General features: G+C 66.8%; 16 protein-coding genes and 2 pseudogenes. 4 read left to right on the top strand and 14 right to left on the bottom strand.

The annotated features are described in order from the left end of the window. Positions 1 to 35 precede the first annotated feature (35 nt). Together FPZ22_RS00810 and FPZ22_RS00815 are read right to left on the bottom strand one after the other, a co-directional pair. A pseudogene (locus FPZ22_RS00810) lies at positions 36 to 678 on the bottom strand (site-specific integrase); the annotation flags it as partial. 42 nt (positions 679 to 720) lie between these two features. Beyond that, positions 721 to 1146, bottom strand: a complete 426-nt coding sequence (locus FPZ22_RS00815) for a MerR family transcriptional regulator (protein ID WP_043766636.1) — start codon at positions 1144 to 1146, stop codon at positions 721 to 723. Positions 1147 to 1187: 41 nt separating this feature from the next. Between FPZ22_RS00815 and FPZ22_RS00820 the strand changes: the two genes are divergently transcribed. The 4 genes from FPZ22_RS00820 to FPZ22_RS00835 all read left to right on the top strand — a co-directional run bounded on the left by FPZ22_RS00820 (position 1188) and on the right by FPZ22_RS00835 (position 3339). Further along, positions 1188 to 1544 (top strand): mercuric transporter MerT family protein, encoded by a 357-nt coding sequence (locus FPZ22_RS00820; RefSeq protein ID WP_144889410.1) that lies wholly within the window; start codon positions 1188 to 1190, stop codon positions 1542 to 1544. Positions 1545 to 1552: 8 nt separating this feature from the next. Continuing rightward, positions 1553 to 1840 (top strand): heavy-metal-associated domain-containing protein, encoded by a 288-nt coding sequence (locus tag FPZ22_RS00825; protein ID WP_144889412.1) that lies wholly within the window; start codon positions 1553 to 1555, stop codon positions 1838 to 1840. 58 nt (positions 1841 to 1898) lie between these two features. Then, positions 1899 to 2045, top strand: coding sequence for a GDCCVxC domain-containing (seleno)protein (locus FPZ22_RS13855; protein WP_484177339.1), 147 nt, complete (start codon positions 1899 to 1901; stop codon positions 2043 to 2045). 94 nt (positions 2046 to 2139) lie between these two features. After that, the gene (locus tag FPZ22_RS00835; protein ID WP_144889414.1) at positions 2140 to 3339 is read left to right on the top strand and encodes a hypothetical protein; all 1200 of its coding nucleotides are present in this window, start codon (positions 2140 to 2142) and stop codon (positions 3337 to 3339) included. A 36-nt stretch (positions 3340 to 3375) separates the two neighbouring features. Here FPZ22_RS00835 and FPZ22_RS00840 read toward each other — a convergent pair whose 3' ends face one another. The 12 genes and pseudogenes from FPZ22_RS00840 to FPZ22_RS00890 all read right to left on the bottom strand — a co-directional run bounded on the left by FPZ22_RS00840 (position 3376) and on the right by FPZ22_RS00890 (position 16628). After that, the gene (locus FPZ22_RS00840) at positions 3376 to 4479 is read right to left on the bottom strand and encodes an acetate kinase (RefSeq protein WP_168198885.1); all 1104 of its coding nucleotides are present in this window, start codon (positions 4477 to 4479) and stop codon (positions 3376 to 3378) included. 19 nt (positions 4480 to 4498) lie between these two features. Continuing rightward, positions 4499 to 6574, bottom strand: a complete 2076-nt coding sequence (locus tag FPZ22_RS00845; RefSeq protein ID WP_224743841.1) for a heavy metal translocating P-type ATPase — start codon at positions 6572 to 6574, stop codon at positions 4499 to 4501. A gap of 63 nt (positions 6575 to 6637) precedes the next feature. Next, entirely contained in the window at positions 6638 to 8311 is a 1674-nt protein-coding gene (locus tag FPZ22_RS00850) for an ABC1 kinase family protein (RefSeq protein WP_246120817.1), read from the bottom strand. Then, on the bottom strand, positions 8256 to 10718 hold the full coding sequence (locus tag FPZ22_RS00855) for a phosphoketolase family protein (RefSeq protein ID WP_229823122.1): 2463 nt from the start codon (positions 10716 to 10718) through the stop codon (positions 8256 to 8258). Before FPZ22_RS00855 ends, FPZ22_RS00850 begins: the two co-directional genes overlap by 56 nt. Next, positions 10715 to 11629: a ribose-phosphate diphosphokinase gene (locus FPZ22_RS00860; RefSeq protein WP_024889940.1), complete on the bottom strand. Its 915-nt coding sequence runs from the start codon at positions 11627 to 11629 to the stop codon at positions 10715 to 10717. Before FPZ22_RS00860 ends, FPZ22_RS00855 begins: the two co-directional genes overlap by 4 nt. Next, positions 11626 to 13062: a thymidine phosphorylase family protein gene (locus FPZ22_RS00865; protein ID WP_246120962.1), complete on the bottom strand. Its 1437-nt coding sequence runs from the start codon at positions 13060 to 13062 to the stop codon at positions 11626 to 11628. Before FPZ22_RS00865 ends, FPZ22_RS00860 begins: the two co-directional genes overlap by 4 nt. Positions 13063 to 13139: 77 nt before the next feature. After that, positions 13140 to 14525 (bottom strand): MBL fold metallo-hydrolase RNA specificity domain-containing protein, encoded by a 1386-nt coding sequence (locus FPZ22_RS00870; protein ID WP_144889420.1) that lies wholly within the window; start codon positions 14523 to 14525, stop codon positions 13140 to 13142. An 82-nt stretch (positions 14526 to 14607) separates the two neighbouring features. Beyond that, positions 14608 to 15027: a hypothetical protein gene (locus FPZ22_RS00875; RefSeq protein WP_092410649.1), complete on the bottom strand. Its 420-nt coding sequence runs from the start codon at positions 15025 to 15027 to the stop codon at positions 14608 to 14610. A 127-nt stretch (positions 15028 to 15154) separates the two neighbouring features. Continuing rightward, positions 15155 to 15817: a methyltransferase family protein gene (locus tag FPZ22_RS00880; RefSeq protein WP_144889422.1), complete on the bottom strand. Its 663-nt coding sequence runs from the start codon at positions 15815 to 15817 to the stop codon at positions 15155 to 15157. 1 nt (position 15818) lies between these two features. After that, the gene (locus tag FPZ22_RS14300; protein WP_210412682.1) at positions 15819 to 15965 is read right to left on the bottom strand and encodes a hypothetical protein; all 147 of its coding nucleotides are present in this window, start codon (positions 15963 to 15965) and stop codon (positions 15819 to 15821) included. 46 nt (positions 15966 to 16011) lie between these two features. Next, positions 16012 to 16125 (bottom strand): annotated as a pseudogene (locus tag FPZ22_RS14305) (hypothetical protein); the annotation flags it as partial. After that, entirely contained in the window at positions 16122 to 16628 is a 507-nt protein-coding gene (locus FPZ22_RS00890) for a MerR family DNA-binding protein (RefSeq protein ID WP_066922005.1), read from the bottom strand. The pseudogene FPZ22_RS14305 and the gene FPZ22_RS00890, both read right to left, overlap by 4 nt. Positions 16629 to 16674: the final 46 nt, after the last annotated feature.

Genomic DNA, 16674 nt, shown 5'->3' on the forward strand with positions numbered 1-16674 from the left:
TCACTTCATCGACTAGCCGTAATGGAAATGTCCCTTCAGTCTTCAAGCAGTCGAGCAGCGGGGTTAGCCTGTGGCTCCGCCGGCCTGAAAATACCCCACCACACTCGACACCGCCCGGTGCTCGGTCAGCTGCATGATCGCCGGCAGTGACACCCCCTGCCGGCTGGCCTCGGTCACGAAGCCCGACCGCAGGCTGTGCCCCCCAAAGTCCCCCTCCAGCCCCGCCAGGCGCGCCCGCCGCTGCACGATCTCCCCGACTGCGGCGGGGGACAGGGCAGGGCCGACCCGCGTCTTCCACAGTCGCCGGAAAATCGCGCCTTCAGTGATCCCCGAAGCGTCCAGCCACTCTTCCAGCGCGAGCGCGGCGCGATCGAGCACCGGCTTGTCCGGTGTGGAGGAGGCCGTGACGCCGGCCTGCTGGGTCTTGCTGTATTCCAGCCGGTAGATATAGCCCTTTTCACCGATTCGGCTCAGGTCGCGCAGGTCCGCAGCGGCGATCTCGCTGCGCCGGCGCCCGCCGCTGGAGAAGCCGAAGCAGAGCAGGGCACAGTCACGCAGGCCCTCGAGGCTGTCGTCACAGGTCGCCAGCATCGCTTCCAGCTCGGCCAGAGTGATCGCGGTCTTCTTGCGCGGCCGCTCGCCGCGTTTGACCGCGGCGCGGGCGGCGCGACTGAGCACGAGGGTCGGCAGGGATTCGTGTAAAAACGGGCCGAAAGTGAGCTAACTGCCTGTCGCAGCTGGCTTTCTTGGCCGCTCCAGAAAATCGAGGGTTGGGCAGCACTCTCCCGCCGGCACTTGGGCGCACCGCGCTATTTTCTGTTCGAGATCCCTCTCCAGCTGTCGCAGCTCGCGGATTCGTAGACGGACATCGACGAGCTTTCGCTCGGTCAGCTGACGGGTCTGCTCGCAAGAACGTTCGCCTGTGATCTCTAGCAGGCCAGCGATCTCGTCGAGGCTGAATCCCATCATCTGAGCGCGCCGGATGAACTGAAGCCGATTGACATCGTTTTCGTCGTAACGACGCACGCCTCCTATGGGTCGCTCGGGTTGACGCAGCAGCCTACGTCGCTGGTAGTAGCGCACGGTTTCGACGTGCACATCGGCCGCCGCCGCCAGCCGGCTGATCGTAAACGTGTTCGGACGCACGGCTTGACTCCGTACCTAGGTACAGAGGCTAGTATGCTCTGATGCAAACAACCCCGGCCAAATCGTCTGTTCCAGCCATCGTTGGCGCGAGCATCGCCGCCATTGGCGCATCGGTCTGCTGCGTCGTGCCGCTGGTGCTGGTCCTGCTGGGCATCAGTGGCGCCTGGATCGGCACCCTGACAGCTCTCGATTCCTTGAGGCCCTGGTTCAGCGCCGCCGCCGTACTGTCCTTGGCCGTGGCGTTTCGGATGCTGTATCGACCGGCGGCACGGTGCGGTGTGGATGGCAGTTGCATCGCCCCGGACGCTCTGCGACGCAGGCGACGTTGGCTCTGGTTGGCGACAGCCCTCATCGTCCTGTTGCTGCTGTTTCCCTATTACATCGTCTGGATTCTGTAGGAGGCGCGATGCACAAGTGGATACTGGCCCTGGTGGCTGCTCTGTCGGTCGGTGCCGCTCTTGCGACGCCCGCAACCGTAGTAATGCTCGATGCTGAGAACATGACCTGTCCTGCCTGCGGCATCACCATCAGGAAGGCGCTGGAGAAGGTGCCGGGCGTGGCCGATGTGAAGGTGGACACCCGGGCTGAAACAGTCACGGTGACGTTCGAATCGAGCCAGACGGATGCAGCTGGAATCGCGCGTGCAGTCACGGAAGCAGGCTTCCCGGCCAAGGTGCGGGCTGGCGGTGAGTGACATCAAGCTGGAAAGCATCTTGACCTGCCCGGAGTGCGGCCATCGGGCGACCGAGACAATGCCCATCACAGCGTGTCAATTCTTCTATGAGTGCACGCGCTGTGGAGCGGTTTTGCGTCCGCATCAAGGCGACTGCTGTGTGTTCTGCTCGTTCGGAACAGTGCCATGTCCACCGATCCAACAGAACAATCCCTGTTGTGGTTGAACCGCGGACTCCGGTAATAGTTGGACAGACAGGCTGCGAGATCGACTGTGCCACCCTGGAAAGCGCGCCGCTCAACCAGCGGTGTGCATGCGAAGTGGTCGACATCCTCCGTCTGCACGAGTCGATCCGGGGTGCCTTTCCGGAGTTCACGACTGATCCCGCCGTACACGCGCACTTATTTTCACCCTATGCCTTGTTCGTTGATCGGCCCGCGTTGGAGGCCATGGGACGAGTCGCGGCGGCGGTCTTCGACGTCGCAGGAAACCCGGGATATGGCCAGCGCGTCCTGCAATGGGCCCCCGACATCGCAACCCATGATCCGGCTTCGGCGGGTGGCGTCCTGGGGCTGGACTTTCACTTGACCGTCGACGGCCCGCGGTTGATCGAGGTCAACACCAATCCCGGCGGCCTGCTCCTCAATGCAGTGCTGCTCGATGGCGTGCGGTCTTGCGCGCCGGCTGCGTGGACCACCTGGACAACGACGGCGAAGGCCCGCAACGCGGCTGTCGCCGCCTGGCTGGACGATGCCCGGCAGCAGTTCGGCCGCGCGCCTGCGCGTCTGGCGATCGTGGACAGCGCCCCGCGGGAGCAGTTCCTTTACCCGGAGTTCGAGCTGTACGCGGACGCATTCCAGGAGCATGGGGTGGACTGCGTGATACGCGCACCCGAGGAACTGAGCCTTGGCCCGGACGGGCTTGCAGATGCCCATGGCCGGATCGACATGGTCTACAACCGGTTGACCGATTTCGCGCTCGAGGAAGCTTCGCATGCAGACCTTCGTCAGGCTTACCTGGCGGGGGACGTCGCATTCACCCCGCATCCACGTGCGCACGCGTTGTTCGCCGACAAGCGCAACCTTGCGGTGCTTGGAGACCCGACCTTGATCGGCGGGTTCGGGGTGGATGCGGGCTCGGCGGCCCTGCTGGCCCAGGTGATCCCGCCCACGGTTGAAGTCGTGCCCGGAAACCGGGATGCGCTGTGGGCAGCGCGCAACGGCTATTTCTTCAAGCCTGCAGCAGGGTTCGGCAGCCGCGGGAGTTATCGGGGCGACAAGCTCACCCGGCGGACGTGGGAGTCGATGGTGTCGGCGACCTACATCGCACAGGCCTTCGCGGCACCGAGCTTGCGGATCGTGCATGGGGGGCAGTCCCTCAAGGCCGATGTGCGCTGCTTCGCATCCGAGGCGGGTGTCCTGTTGTTCGCGGCCAGGCTGTACCAGGGCCAGACCACGAACATGCGCACCCCCGGTGGTGGATTCGCAGCGGTGCTCACGTCGTCACGGATCGACGAGTGATTCCCCACCGGAGCCGACCCTTGGGGCGTGTCGTGGCTACAGCCAGGCGAGTGCCGATTCAGCCAGTTCGCGCTCCTCATCGATCGCGACGTTCCATATGCTCGGCCCGCCCCCGCGGTCGATCCGCGTGGCTCCAGCATCGTTGACGTCAGGTGCCAGCGCCAGGCCGAGCCAGGCCAGTCGCGCGACGATGCGAGCCCGCAAAACCGGCGCGCGATGGCCGATGCCGCCGGAAAAGACGACATGGTCGAGACCGCCAATTGCCGTGGCCATGGCCGCGATGGACTGCGCAATCCGGACTGCAAAGAGCTCCACGGCAAGCTGGGCCTGCGGGCCGGGATCCGTCAGCAACACGCGCATGTCGCCATGGCCGGCGATTCCGGCAAGGCCTGCACTGCGGTACAGGCCGTTTTCAAGCGCCTGCGCATCCAGGCGTTCATGCCTCAGCAGATACAGCAACGCGCCGGGATCGAGATCTCCGGAGCGGGTAGGGCTCGGGATTCCACCCAGCGGAGTGAGCGCCATGGTGGTGTCGCGGCTGCGGCCGCCCTCGACGGCGCAGACGCTGCAGCCACCCCCCAGATGCGCGAAGACAGCGCGGCCCTTCAGGATTCCAGCGTCGTGGCTGGCCACTATGCGGAGCGCGGAGGCAAAGGCGAGTCCATGGAAACCGTAGCGGCGGATGCCCAGCGCATCCCATGCTTCAGGGACAGGCAAGCGCCGGCTCCAGGGCGCGAGCGACGCGTGGAAGTCGGTGTCGAAGGCCACGCCTTGGCGCGCGTGCGGCCAACGCATGCGCGCGGCACGCGCGAAAGCGAGGGCTACCGGCTGGTGCAAGGGTGCGAACGGCACCAATGCATCCAGTTTCGCGAGCACGGTTTCGTCGAGCTCGCGGGCGTCGTGCAGGTCACCGCCATGTACGATTCGGTGCACCACCACGTCGGGGCTGGGCGACGGCTCCGACAATGCCTCGAGCAGGGTGGCAAGGCGCTCCTGCGCATCCACGCCGACTGGAATTTCGGCCCGGGAGCGCTCGAGCAGACGAGACTGCGCGCCGTGTCCCTCAGTGTTGAACAGATAGGACGCGCCCTTGAGGGTGGACGAGCCAACGTTGAGTGCAAGAAGCCGGCGCGTGGTCACAGGTGTCCCCGAATCATGTTCATGGGGACCGCACCGCCCGGCGCAACAACTGCGCATTGATTGCCACAACGACGGTGCTCAGCGACATGAGCACTGCCCCAAGCGCAGGTTGCAACAGGATCCCCCATGCGGCGAGAACGCCAGCGGCGAGAGGGATGGCGACGATGTTGTAGCCGGCGGCCCACCACAGGTTCTGGATCATCTTGCGATAGGTGGCCTTGCTCAATTCGATGATCGCTGGCACGTCGCGCGGGTCGCTGCGCACGAGTACGACGTCGCCGGCCTCGACCGCGACGTCCGTCCCTGTGCCGATGGCGATGCCGACGTCGGACGTGAGCAGCGCCGGAGCGTCATTGACACCGTCACCCACCATCGCGACGCGCTTGCCCTGGGCCTGCAGCTCCTCGATCTTTGCCACCTTGTCCTCGGGCAATACCTCGGCGAAGACGGTGTCGATGTTGAGTTCCTTCGCGACCGCGTTTGCGACCGCCGTGGAATCACCCGTCAGCAGGACAACCTCCAGTCCTTCGTCGTGCAGCCGCTTGACCGCGTCGAACGATTCGGGACGGATGGCATCCGCGATCGCAAATACGGCGAGCACCCGGTCGCCTTCCACCAGGTAGGTTGCAGATTGACCATCGGCTGCCGCTGATTCGGCAGCCCGCCGAAGCGTCTCCGGCGGTTCGACCGCGAGCATTCTCAACAGACCCGGCCCGCCAACGTGAAGCGAGCGCTCCTCGACGACTGCGCGCACGCCGCGTCCCGGCATGGACTCGAAGTCCTGCGACATCGGAACGTCGATGCCATGTTCCTTGGCGCTGGTCATCAGCGCCTGCGCGATCGGATGTTCAGCGTCGCGCTGGACCGACGCGGCCACGCGAAGCACCTCGTCGTCGGTGAGTCCATCGGCGGCAGTGGTCTTCACGACGCGGTGCGAACCGAGGGTGAGCGTGCCTGTCTTGTCGAACACGACCGTGTTCAGCAAACGGGCCTCTTCCAGGCCGCGTCGATCGCGCACGAGCAGGCCGTTCCGTGCGCCAATCGTGGTCGAGATGGCGGTCACCAGCGGAATGGCCAGGCCCAGCGCATGGGGACAGGCGATCACGAGCACGGTCACTACGCGCTCGATCGTGAAGCTCCACGGTCGACCGAGGAGTGGCCAGACAATGGCGGTAACCGCGGCGGAGACGATGGCGATGATCGTGAGGTAGAACGCCGCCCGGTCCGCCAGGGCCTGGGCGCGCGAGCGCGACGTCTGGGCCTGCTCGACGAGCCGCATGATACCCGCGAGCGCGGTCTCGTCGCCGGTTCCCGTCACCTCGACACGCAACGAGCCCTGTCCGTTGACGGTGCCGGCGATCACCCGGTCGCCCGTCGACTTGTCCATCGGCTTGGACTCGCCGGTGATCATCGCTTCGTTGACGGCGCTGGTCCCTTCCTTCACGACGCCGTCGGCGGGAATGCTCGCGCCGGGCCTGATGAGCAGCAGGTCGCCGCGCTTCAGTTCCGCGACAGGGACTTCCTTCGCGGTACCGGCCTCATCCAACCGCACCGCCATATCAGGCAGCAGCTTCGCGAGTTCCTTGAGAGCGCCCTGTGCCTGGTTGATCGAACGCATCTCGATCCAGTGGCCGAGCAACATGATCGCCACCAGCGTCGCCAGCTCCCACCACAGGTCCAAGCCCTCGACAACGCCGAGCGTGACCAACGCGCTGTAAAGGAAGGCGACGGTGATCGCAAGCGAGATCAGCGTCATCATGCCCGGCAGGCGATTTCTCAGCTCGTGGTATCCGCCGCGGAGGAACGGCCAGCCGCCGTAGAAGTACACGATCGTGCCGAACACCGCCGGGATGTACGCCGACCCCGGGAACTGTGGTGCGGTGTAGTCGAACCAATGCTGGATCATCCCGCTCCAGATCAGAGTGGGGATGGTCAGCAGCAGCGTGAACCAGAACTTGTCGCGGAAGCTCGCCACGCTGTGGCCGGCGTGCTTGTCGTGCCCGGCATGGACGTCACCTTCAGCACCCGTGCGGGGATGCGGCGGTTGCTCGCCGTGCGCCTGATGATCTTGATGATGATGATTGCGTTGCGTCATGGGTCTGCCTTCCTGAATGCACTGATGCACCGGGCACCAGCGGGGAGATAGATCAGTGTTCTGTTACAAGTGTCCCGATCTGGCGATGGCCATCACCAGCCGCAGTGAGAGCAATCCCGCAGCAGCGAAGGCCACGATCGCCAGGAAAGGCATGTGACCGAACACTTGCGGGCCGTCGGAATGCAGGCTCAACAGCGCACCGCTTACGTACAGGCCCAAGGTGACCAGGGCCAACGCCAGCCGGTTGCCCGTGCGCGCGATTGCCTCCTGCGTGGAACTCAGGCCATGGTGGTGTACGGAGAAGGCGGGTCGTCCGTCGCTGAGTTGCGCCTGCCGCAACAGGTCGGTGGCGATCTGTGGCAGTTGGCGCGCAGTGCGGGCCAGCCGCATGGCAAGCGGCCTGTTGCCGCTGGGGCGGCTGGCTTCGGCAATGTCGGCGATCGCGGCCGCCTGCGCGGACAGCGTCCCCAGCAGGTCCAGATCCGGATCCAGCGCCCGCAGCGTGTTCTCGACCAGGAACAGCGTCCGGATCAGGGACAGCAGGTGGGCCGGAAGCCGGAAGCCAGCGCCCTGCCCAATGCGTGCCACGCGCCAGATTGCCTCGGCAATGGACCACTGCGCCAGCGGACGGCTGGCCATCTCGGCCAGGATCAGGTGGATCTCGCGCACATGCGAGCGGCGGTCGACCTGCGGCGGGAAGAAGCCCATGGCGATCGCTGCATCCAGCACGCCCTCGGCGTCGTCGGCCGCAATGGCCTCGACCATGCCGCCGAGCGCGAGCCGGGATGCAGGGTCGAGCACGCCGATCGAGCCAAAGTCATGCAGGCACAGGCGACCGTCGTCAAAGAAGAACAGATTCCCCGGGTGCGGGTCGGCATGGAAGACGCCGGCGCCGAAGAGCTGATGCACGTAGGCACCGAGCAGCGCCCTTGCCAGTGCGGGAGCCGCCGCCGTTCCATAAGCGGCTTCCATGCGGGTGCCGTGGCTACGATCCTGGACCAGCACGTCGCGGGTGGCGTAGGGCTCAACGACATGTGGCTGTGTGATGCCGGGCAGGGCATCGAGCACCTTCGCCATGCGGCGCATGTTCTGCGCCTCGTGACGCATGTCGATTTCATCGCGCAGGAATGCGCCCAGCTCGTCCACCAGTTCGAGGGGGCGGTGTCGCTTCAGAGGCGGCCAGATCCACTGGGCTACGCGCAGCGTGCGTCGAAGCAGCCGCAGGTCAGCCTGCACTTGAGCGTGGATGCCGGGCCGGGTGACCTTGACGACCACGTCGCGACCGTCATGCATGCGAGCCGGATGGATCTGAGCCACCGACGCGGCGGCCAGCGGATGGTCATCGAAGCTGGCGAAAAGCTCTTCGACGGAGGCGCCGAACGCCTGCTCGACCATGTGTCTGGCCTGGTCCGCAGGAAATGCCGGCACGTCGCTGTGCAACCGCGACAATGCCTCGCGATAGGGCGCCGGCAGCAGGTCCCAGCGCAGGCTCAAACCCTGGCCCAGCTTGACGAAGGTGGTACCCAGCCCCACCAGGGTGGCGCTGACGTACGCGGGAAGCCGTTCGGGTCTGCGTCGGCGCAGGCGCAACACCGCGACCCCGAGAGTCAGTCCGGCCCAGGCGATCTGGCCTCCGCGGCGCACCGTGCCCGCCATCAGCGCGAGGTCCTGGCCGGCCGGCTCACGATGCCGGCCCCGCTTCCGCGCGCAGGATGGCGGTCGGATCGCCGCGACCATCCACGGCCGCCAGCTCCGCTTCGGACAGCAGGTTGTCGCGGGACTCGCCGAGGACGCCCGCAGCCGCGTCAACCACGTGCGCCCAGGTGCTGCGGTTGGCGAACAGCAGGCCCGGCACGTCCAGTGTGCCGCCCCGGTTGACGAAGCCCAGCGCCGCGGTGGTGGTGGGGCCGGTGTCGAGTCGGCGCAGCGCACCGAGGAAGGGCTCCGGACGGGTGTGGGTAACGAATACGCGCGGCCGGCCCACCGGAAACAGCGCTTGGACCGCACTGTCGGAGTGCACGTACCTTGCCTCCTCCGGATCGCGCGGGGCGCGAAATCGGCCGGGTTCGGCGAGATAGACGATCGCGGCCGACATTCCGCGTGCGGCCAGACGCGCCTGTGCGCGGCGCACTTCCTGCAGCTGGTACGCGCCGGTGGCCACCAGCAGGATCGCCGCCGTCTCCGGATCGCCGGCGAGGCATGTTGCGCCGGTCTCGGCCAGTGCCTGGGCCTGCTGCGGGGTCAGCTCATGAGGCACCGGACGCTTGGGAACGACCAGTGTGGTGACCGTGCCCCGTTGCGCGTAGGCGCGGGCGAGGGCGGCGGCAGCGCCATTGGCGTCCGGCGGGAACACCACGCGCGAAATGTCGGCCATTTCGCCCATGAGCGCCTCGGCCATGGTCGGATCCTGGTGGGACTGTTCGTTCTTCGCGTTCTCCCACGTGTGCGAGGTCAGCACCAGGGGCACGCCCAGCCAGCCGGGTGGGCGCCCGGCCTGGGCCTGGTGGCGGGCGAAGATCAGTTCCTGACGTACGGCGCCGAGCATCTTCGGTGCAAACGCCTCGTAGGTGACCACCAGGTTTAGCCCGCCCTTGTTGCCGAGCGCCGCGCAGACCACGGCTTCTTCGTTGAGCGCAGTGATGACCGCGCCGGTTGGCGATTCGGCGACGCCGGGCTCGGGCTCGTGCACCCGGTGCTTCATCGCGTCCAGGGTCCGGTCGAGCTTGTTGCTGCGCAGCTCATCGGGATTGCCCACGCGCACCCGCAGTCCCGGATTCGCCTCGGCGATGGCGACGAACTGCTCGTCGAGTGCGGTCATTGGCGAGCTCTCACCGCCGGCGCCGCGGTCGGCGATCGCCGGGACGCGGGGCGGTTCCACCTGGCGATCGGCCAGCGCATGGTCGCGCTCGCGCACCCGCTGCTGGAGATCGTGGCTGTTGAGTGCGGCAACGGCCTGCTCGAGCTCCGACGCGGCCACGAACAGCGCCGCTGCGCCTTCATTGAAGAGCGTGCGCGCCGCGGCATCCTTCGCCGGATTCCCCGGCAGCGGCAAGTTGTGCGAGGCGTTGGTCCCGGCGCCGGGGAAGCCGAAGCCCTTGACGGTTTCGGCGATGCCATAGGGCAGCCGCACGTCGGCGGGAACAGCGGCGCCCGCTTGCAGGCGCGACTCCATCACGTGGATGCCCCACGCGATGCTGGCCGGATCGCGCCCGTCCAGCGCGATCGGATCAAAGCCGTTCAATCGCAGGTGCCGGTCCAGCCACCGCTCGCCGCCCTGCTGGGTGATCTGGCTGCGCTGTTCGATGCGGCGCCCGTTGAGGATGATGATCGGGCTGACCAGTCCGCTGTCCTCGGCGCGCCACCAGCGTGGCGCCCAGTCGCTGCCACGCTGTTCCTCGAACGCACCGTCGCTGAGGAAGGCGACCAGGCGTTCATCCTTGAGCGGCGCATGCACGTACTGCAGCTCGGCAAAGCCGAGATAGCCGCCTTCCATCACGCCCCCGGCGGTGTGCGCATTGACGTGGGAGCCGAGGGGCGACGCCGGCGTTCCGTCCGGATTGAGGGTGTAGGCATAGAAGTCGCTTACGAACCGGCTCAGCCCTTCGCCGGTGCGGTCGTAACGTTCGGCGTGCCGGTCGGTCATGTTGCCAACCAGCACGTTCAGCGCGTCGATGGCGGCCACGCAGTGCCCCTGGCCCATCATCCACGCGCGGGTGACGCCATCCAGGGAATCCATCAGCAGGTAGCCGGCGTAGGCGGGCACCATGTTGAGGGACCCGCCGGTGTGGCCTTCAGGCGTGGTCTTGAAATCATCGACCTCCAGGGCCGCGCCGTCGGTACGAACGCGCTGGCTGTAGGTCATGTGCGCCACCAGCCACATGCCGGCGCTGGTGACGCGGTCGGCCGCGGCGAGCCGCTGCCATGCGGTGCCGGCATCCGGCGTGCGGCCCAGGGCGACCAGCTCGTGCACCATCTGGCGGACCCGGAGCTGGGTAAGCGGGTCATGTCGGATCACCCCGTAGCCGGCCGCCCAGTGGGCGAACGCGGGATCGGCCTGCCGGTGGGCGTCGGCGAGTTCAAGGATCCGCTGGCGCTCGGCGGCCGACAGCTGGTCGGCGGTGCAGCAGTTGAGATGCAGGTTCATGGGTCCTCCGGGGAATCGGTCGAAGCGGTCATCAGGGTCGATGCCGCGGCGGCGAGGTCCGCACCCAGCGCGATGGCGTTGGAGGGGTGGGAAATGGTGTCAGTGCTGACGATGCGGGCCAGGCCCGCCTCCTGCAGGCGGGCATAGGCGTCGCCTGCGAACACCGGATGGATGGCGACCAGCAACGGCGACGGCAACGACAACCGGCGCAGGTGTGCGAGGGTCTCCAGGATCGTGTGGCCGGACGACACGATGTCGTCGATCAGCACCGGAGTCCGACCAGCCACGGCTGCCGGGTCGGGCAGGCTGACGCGCACGTCGTAGTCGCCGTGCCGCTCCTTGGCCAGCACCTGGTAGGGCATGCCGGACAGGGCGGCGATGTCCGCTACCCACTGCTCGCTCTCGCTGTCAGGGCCGATCAGCACAGCGTCGGGGACGGTCTCAGCGATCCAGCGGGCCACGGCCGGCGTCGCCGATACGTGGACCGTCGGAATGCGGTAGAGCGACTGCAGGCGCTCGACGCGGTGCAGGTGCGGGTCCACGGTCACCAGCCAGTCGAAAGCCTCTTCGAGGAATTGCGCAAACAGCGGTGTACTGACCGCCTCGCCGCGATGGAAGCGGGTGTCCTGGCGCATATACCCCAGGTAGGGTGCGATGAGGCCGACCGAACGAGCCCCGAACTCGCGCGCGGTCCGGGCGGCGAAGCGCAACGGGAGGGCCGTGGCATCGGCGTTGCGCAGGCTGGCCAGGAGCGCCACATCGGCTCCGGCCAGTGCGTCGTCCAGGGTGACCAGCGACTCGCCATCTGGGAAGTGCCGCCAAGCCACGGGTGCAATGCGCGCCTGCAGGGGCTGGTTGATGTTGCCGGCCAACACTGCATCGGCCGGGAATGGCATCAGCACACGGGTCATGGAACCTCTCCAAGCACAAAAGGTTGCAGCGTCACGGCGTGCTCCAGGGCGTAGGCCAGTTCTCCCGGCGACTCCGCATGCAGGGTGAGCAGAGGTTGTCCCCGCTCGACCGTATCGCCGATCCGCAGACCGGTTTCGAGGCCGGCGGTGGGGGATGTCGGGGCGCCGGCCAGCTTGGCCAGTTTGGCCAGCCTGCGGTTGTCGATCACCGCGATCCGACCCGATGCGGTTGCCGGGACGTCGGCGGTGAATGCGGCCCGCGGCGGTTCACGGAATCCTCCCTGTGCTTCGCAGATCGCCAGGAACTTGGCCAGCGCCGCCCCGGAATCCAGCACGCCGCGCGCGCGCTCCAGTCCGGTGCCGGCGTTGCTGCCCGCTGCCATGTCCAGCAGCGCCGCGGACAGCGCAAGTGCGCGTTCGCGAAGGTCGGCGGGTGCATCGGCCGCGTTGCGCAGCACCTTGAGCACGTCGTGCGCCTCGAGCGCCGGGCCGATTCCCCGACCCACCGGCTGGGTGCCGTCAGTGCGATGGATCCCCAAGTGCAGTCCAAGCGCAGCGCCGGTGTGTCCAAGCCGCGTGCCCAAGCTGTGGGCCGCGGCCTCGCCACGCACCTTGGCGGTCGGACCCACTGGCATGTCGATCAGGACGTGGGTTGAACCCGCGGCGATCTTTTTTGACAGCACGCTGGCAACCAGTTGGCCGTCGCTGTCGAAGTCGAGTGGCCGTTGGACCCGGATCAGGATGTCGTCGGCCGGGCTCAGGCGCACGTTGCCACCCCAGACGATGCAGCCGCCCTCGCGCTCCACCACCCGGCGCATCGCCGCCAGATCGAGCGCCACGGGCGCCATGACCTCCATGGTGTCGGCGGTGCCCGCGGGCGACGTGATCGCGCGCGAGGACGTCTTCGGGATGCGGTAGCCCAGCGCAGCCACGATGGCCACCACGATCGGCGTGGTGCGATTGCCGGGCAGGCCGCCGACGCAATGCTTGTCCAGCACCGGCCCATCGCCCCAATCCAGGCGCTGGCCAACGGCGATCATGGCCCGTGTCAGCGAGGTCGTCTCGGCGTTGTCGAGGCGGTCGCCCGCGCTGGCCGTGACGAAAGCGGCAAGCTCCAGGTCCGACAGCCTGCTTTCCATCACGTCCTGCACCAGGGCGAGGTACTGCGCGTCGTCCAGCCGTGCCCCGAACACCTTGGCGCGGAGCGCGCCTGCCGACGACGCGGGTTCCGCATGCCGCACCCGGGCGAGGGCATCGCGCATGGGATCGAGGAGCGTCCACGCGGCCTCCGACAGCGCCACCTCGTCGAGGCCGAGCCGATTGTCGACGACCACGTTCAGCGTCGCCACCAGCGTGCGCGCGCCGACGTCCAGCCTCACGCGCGTCATCGCGGCAAAGCCTTCCGAGCGGCAGACTTCGCAGTCACGGTGCATATAGACCACCGGCTGCTGGTAGGTGTCGATGCCGGCACGGGTGACGCGCAGGCGGGTGTGGCCCGGGGCCTGCGTGGTCATCTCGCATCCTCCAATCCGACTAGCTCCAGGTGCTCCGGCACGCGCGCACGCCAGCCCAGTTCACGCTGCACGCGCCCGCGCAGCGTGTCGGCTGCATCGGGCTCGCCATGGGTGAGGTACACCACGCGCGGCGCGGACGGCGCGGTGCGCATCCAGTCCAGCAACTCCCCGGCGTCGGCGTGGCCGGAGAAGCCTTCCAGCTGCACCACTTCAGCGCGGATGGGGACCTCGCGGCCGAACATGCGCAACGTGCGCTTGCCTGCCGCCAGCGCGGCACCGCGTGTTCCTCCGGCCTGGTAGCCCGCGAGCAGGATCGCGTTGCGGTCATCGGGGCCGAACGCCTCGATGTGGTGCAACACGCGCCCGCCGGTGATCATGCCGCTGGCCGAGATGATGATCATCGGCCCGCGCTGGCGGTTGAGCGCCTTCGACTCTTCTACAGTGTTGACGAAGGTGGCCACGTCGAACATCCGCTGGCAGTCCTCTTCGGACACGTGGTGCTCGGAATGGTGGGCGTGGTAGTGCCGGGTCGCGTTGATTGCCATCGGGCTGTTGAGGTAGACCGGCACGCGAGGGATGTCCTTGCGCTCGCGCAACCGGGCGATATGCAGCATGAGCGCCTGGGCGCGACCGATGGCAAAGGCCGGAATGACGATCACGCCCCCACGGGCAGCGACGCGGCGGATGATGGGGGCCAGCTCCGCCTCCTGGTCGATCGGAACGTGTTCCCGATTGCCATATGTGGATTCGCAGACCAGTACGTCACAGGCGGGCAGGGGCGTTGGCGGGTTCATCAGAGACTCCTGCTGCCGGCCCAGGTCACCACTGAAGTGCAGGCGCTGGCCCTGGACGTCCAGGCTGACGTGGGCAGCGCCCAGGATGTGGCCGGCAGGATGGAAGCGGATCGTGACGCCTGATGCGACCTCGATGTCGCGACCATAGTCATGCCCCTCGAGCTGCTTCAGGCTGCGGCGGGCGTCATCCTCGGTATAAAGCGGTCGTGGTTCCTTGTGCTTGGAGTACCCTTTGCGCGCTGCATACTTAGCATCCTCTTCCTGCAGGTATCCACTGTCGGGAAGCAGCAGGCCGCACAGGGCCACGCTGCCATGGGTGCAGTGGATCCGGCCGCGGAACCCTTGTTTGACCAGTGCGGGCAAGTAGCCCGAATGGTCCAGGTGGGCGTGGGTCAGGACTACCGCGTCGATCGATGACGGCTCGACGGGAAACGGAGCCCAGTTGCGGTCGCGCAATTGCTTGTAGCCCTGGAACAGGCCGCAGTCCACGAGCACGCGCTGACCGTTGGCCTCAACCAGGTAGCGCGAGCCAGTCACAGTGCCCGCGGCACCGAGGAATTGCAGGGTGGGGCTGGAAGACGATGTCATGTTGTGGCTCCTGTCCTGGAAGGGAAGTGATTGCTGATGGCATGGCGAGGGCCGAGGCGCATCTGCATCGCCTGCGCGCTTGTCAGGGGCGGATCAGCTCCACTGTGTCGTTGACCTTGGGGCTGCCGGAGATCACTTCAGCCTCCGCGTAGTGGCTGTCGAACAGTTCGGCGATCCGTACTTGACCGATGTTCTCGCGGCGATAGCGTGGACCGCCGGCCCGCGAATGCCGGATACGGCGCTTGTGCCGGATCACATCCAGCACCTGCCCGACCTGGGCGCCGTCGGCCTGCCCGACGCAGACCACGAGCGTCTCGTCCCCCTTCTCCAACACCTGGCCGCGCATCAAGACGTTGTGGCGGAACCCGCCCTCGCTCGCGGATGCGACGCCCGGCAGTGCGAAGGAGAATGCGAGTGCGCCCACCAGCGCCAGTGCGGCGAACCAGCGGTAGGAATTGGTACGTGGGGCTGCGGAACAGGCAACGGGTGTGACCGTATTCATTGAGTGGACTCCTTGGATGGGCCTGAACGGAGACGGAGATCTGCGGCGACAACACGAACGGAGAGACCATGGAGGTGGGCAACTTGAACGGCGGAGCGTTGCCCAGGCAGCTCCTCAACCTGCGTCATCATGCTTCTCCCGGCGATGGCGCGGGGCCGCGCCGGCGTCGCGGGAGGAAGGCCGGGACCTCCTGCATGTAGCGGGCGTAGTCGTCGCCAAAGCGGCTCAGGCAATCTTTCTCCTCACGACGCGCGAGGCGGGCATAGGCCCACACCAGCACCGGATAGCTGACGAGCGTGAGCAGCGTGGGCCACTGCAGCAGGAAGCCGGTCAGCACCAGCACGAAGGCAACGTACTGCGGGTGGCGCATGCGCGCATACACGCCCTCACGGGCAAGCCGACCCTCTCGCTGTGCCCGATACAGCACGGGCCAGGCGGTCGACAACAACCAGAACCCTCCGCCGATAAACACGAAACTCGCGATGTGGAATGGACCGAAATGCGGATTGGCGCGCCAGCCGAACCACATCTCCAGCAAATGGCCCGCGTCATGGCTGAGCCAGTTCACCTGCGGATAGTTGGCGCTGAGCCAGCCGCCCAGGACGTACAGTGTCAGCGGGAAGCCATACATTTCCGCGAACAGCGCCACGACGAAGGCGGAGAACATCCCGAACCCCCGCCAGTCCCACCGCGTCAACGGCTTGTAGAAGCTCCAGGCGAAGAAGATGAAGAAGGCGGCGTTGATGGCGGCGAGGAGCCAAAGACCGTAGCCAGCGTCAGATGCGTGCATGTCATTGCCCTCCGTTCGAGGTGTCGGACGTTTCGTCGGTCAGCGCCCGCTCGCTGCCGCCATGGCCCCCATTGGATGAGTCGTCGGCATTGCCGCCTTGTCCATGTCCGCCATGTCCGCCATGTCCTTTGTGCATGAACACATGCATGAGGGGGGCACAGCAGCAGGATGGCCAATGGCAACCAGCGGAGTGCTCCAGCAAGGTGGGCGCGATGCTCGACGCCAAGATAGAAGACGGCCAGCGCAAGGAAAATCCAGAAGACCCAACGTCCGGACCCCGACGTGGTTGGAGAGCGGGGGGCAGTCATGGCAAATCCTGAGTGAGGCGTCCGAGAAGGCGTCGCGGGGTGGACCTGACGAACTTGCCGCCTTCTGTCGCGGCAACGGCTTCGATCAATGCGCAGACGTCATTGCCAGTCGGAATGGAGTCCGGAAGCTTCGCCCAGGCGTGGATGGCACGCTCCATCCGCTCGTGCATGGCGAGCAGCCTGTCCAGTTGTTGGCGGGTGTCGTCAAGCCTGCGCCGGATGATGTCCCGCACAAGCGGGCAGGGACTATGCCGCTGCAGGCTGTGGCGGATGATTTCCTCGATTTCGGCCAGCGTGAAACCAAGCTGCTGTGCCGTGCGAATGAAGTGCAGGCGCTGGAGCTCCGAAGCCGAGAAGAGCTGATACCCGCCCTCGGTGTGCGTGGCCGCCTGTAGGAGGCCGCGCCGCAGATAGTTGCGCACCACATGCACCGTGACGTCGCCCTGCTGTGCCAGCTGGCGTACCGTCATCAGCGGCGGCGCTGCTTCGTCTTTGCCCATCATTGGCGCGCTCCAGGAAAGATGGTGATCACGCTAGACCTGTGTCCCG

This window comes from Luteimonas granuli (assembly GCF_007795095.1).
GTDB lineage: Bacteria > Pseudomonadota > Gammaproteobacteria > Xanthomonadales > Xanthomonadaceae > Luteimonas > Luteimonas granuli.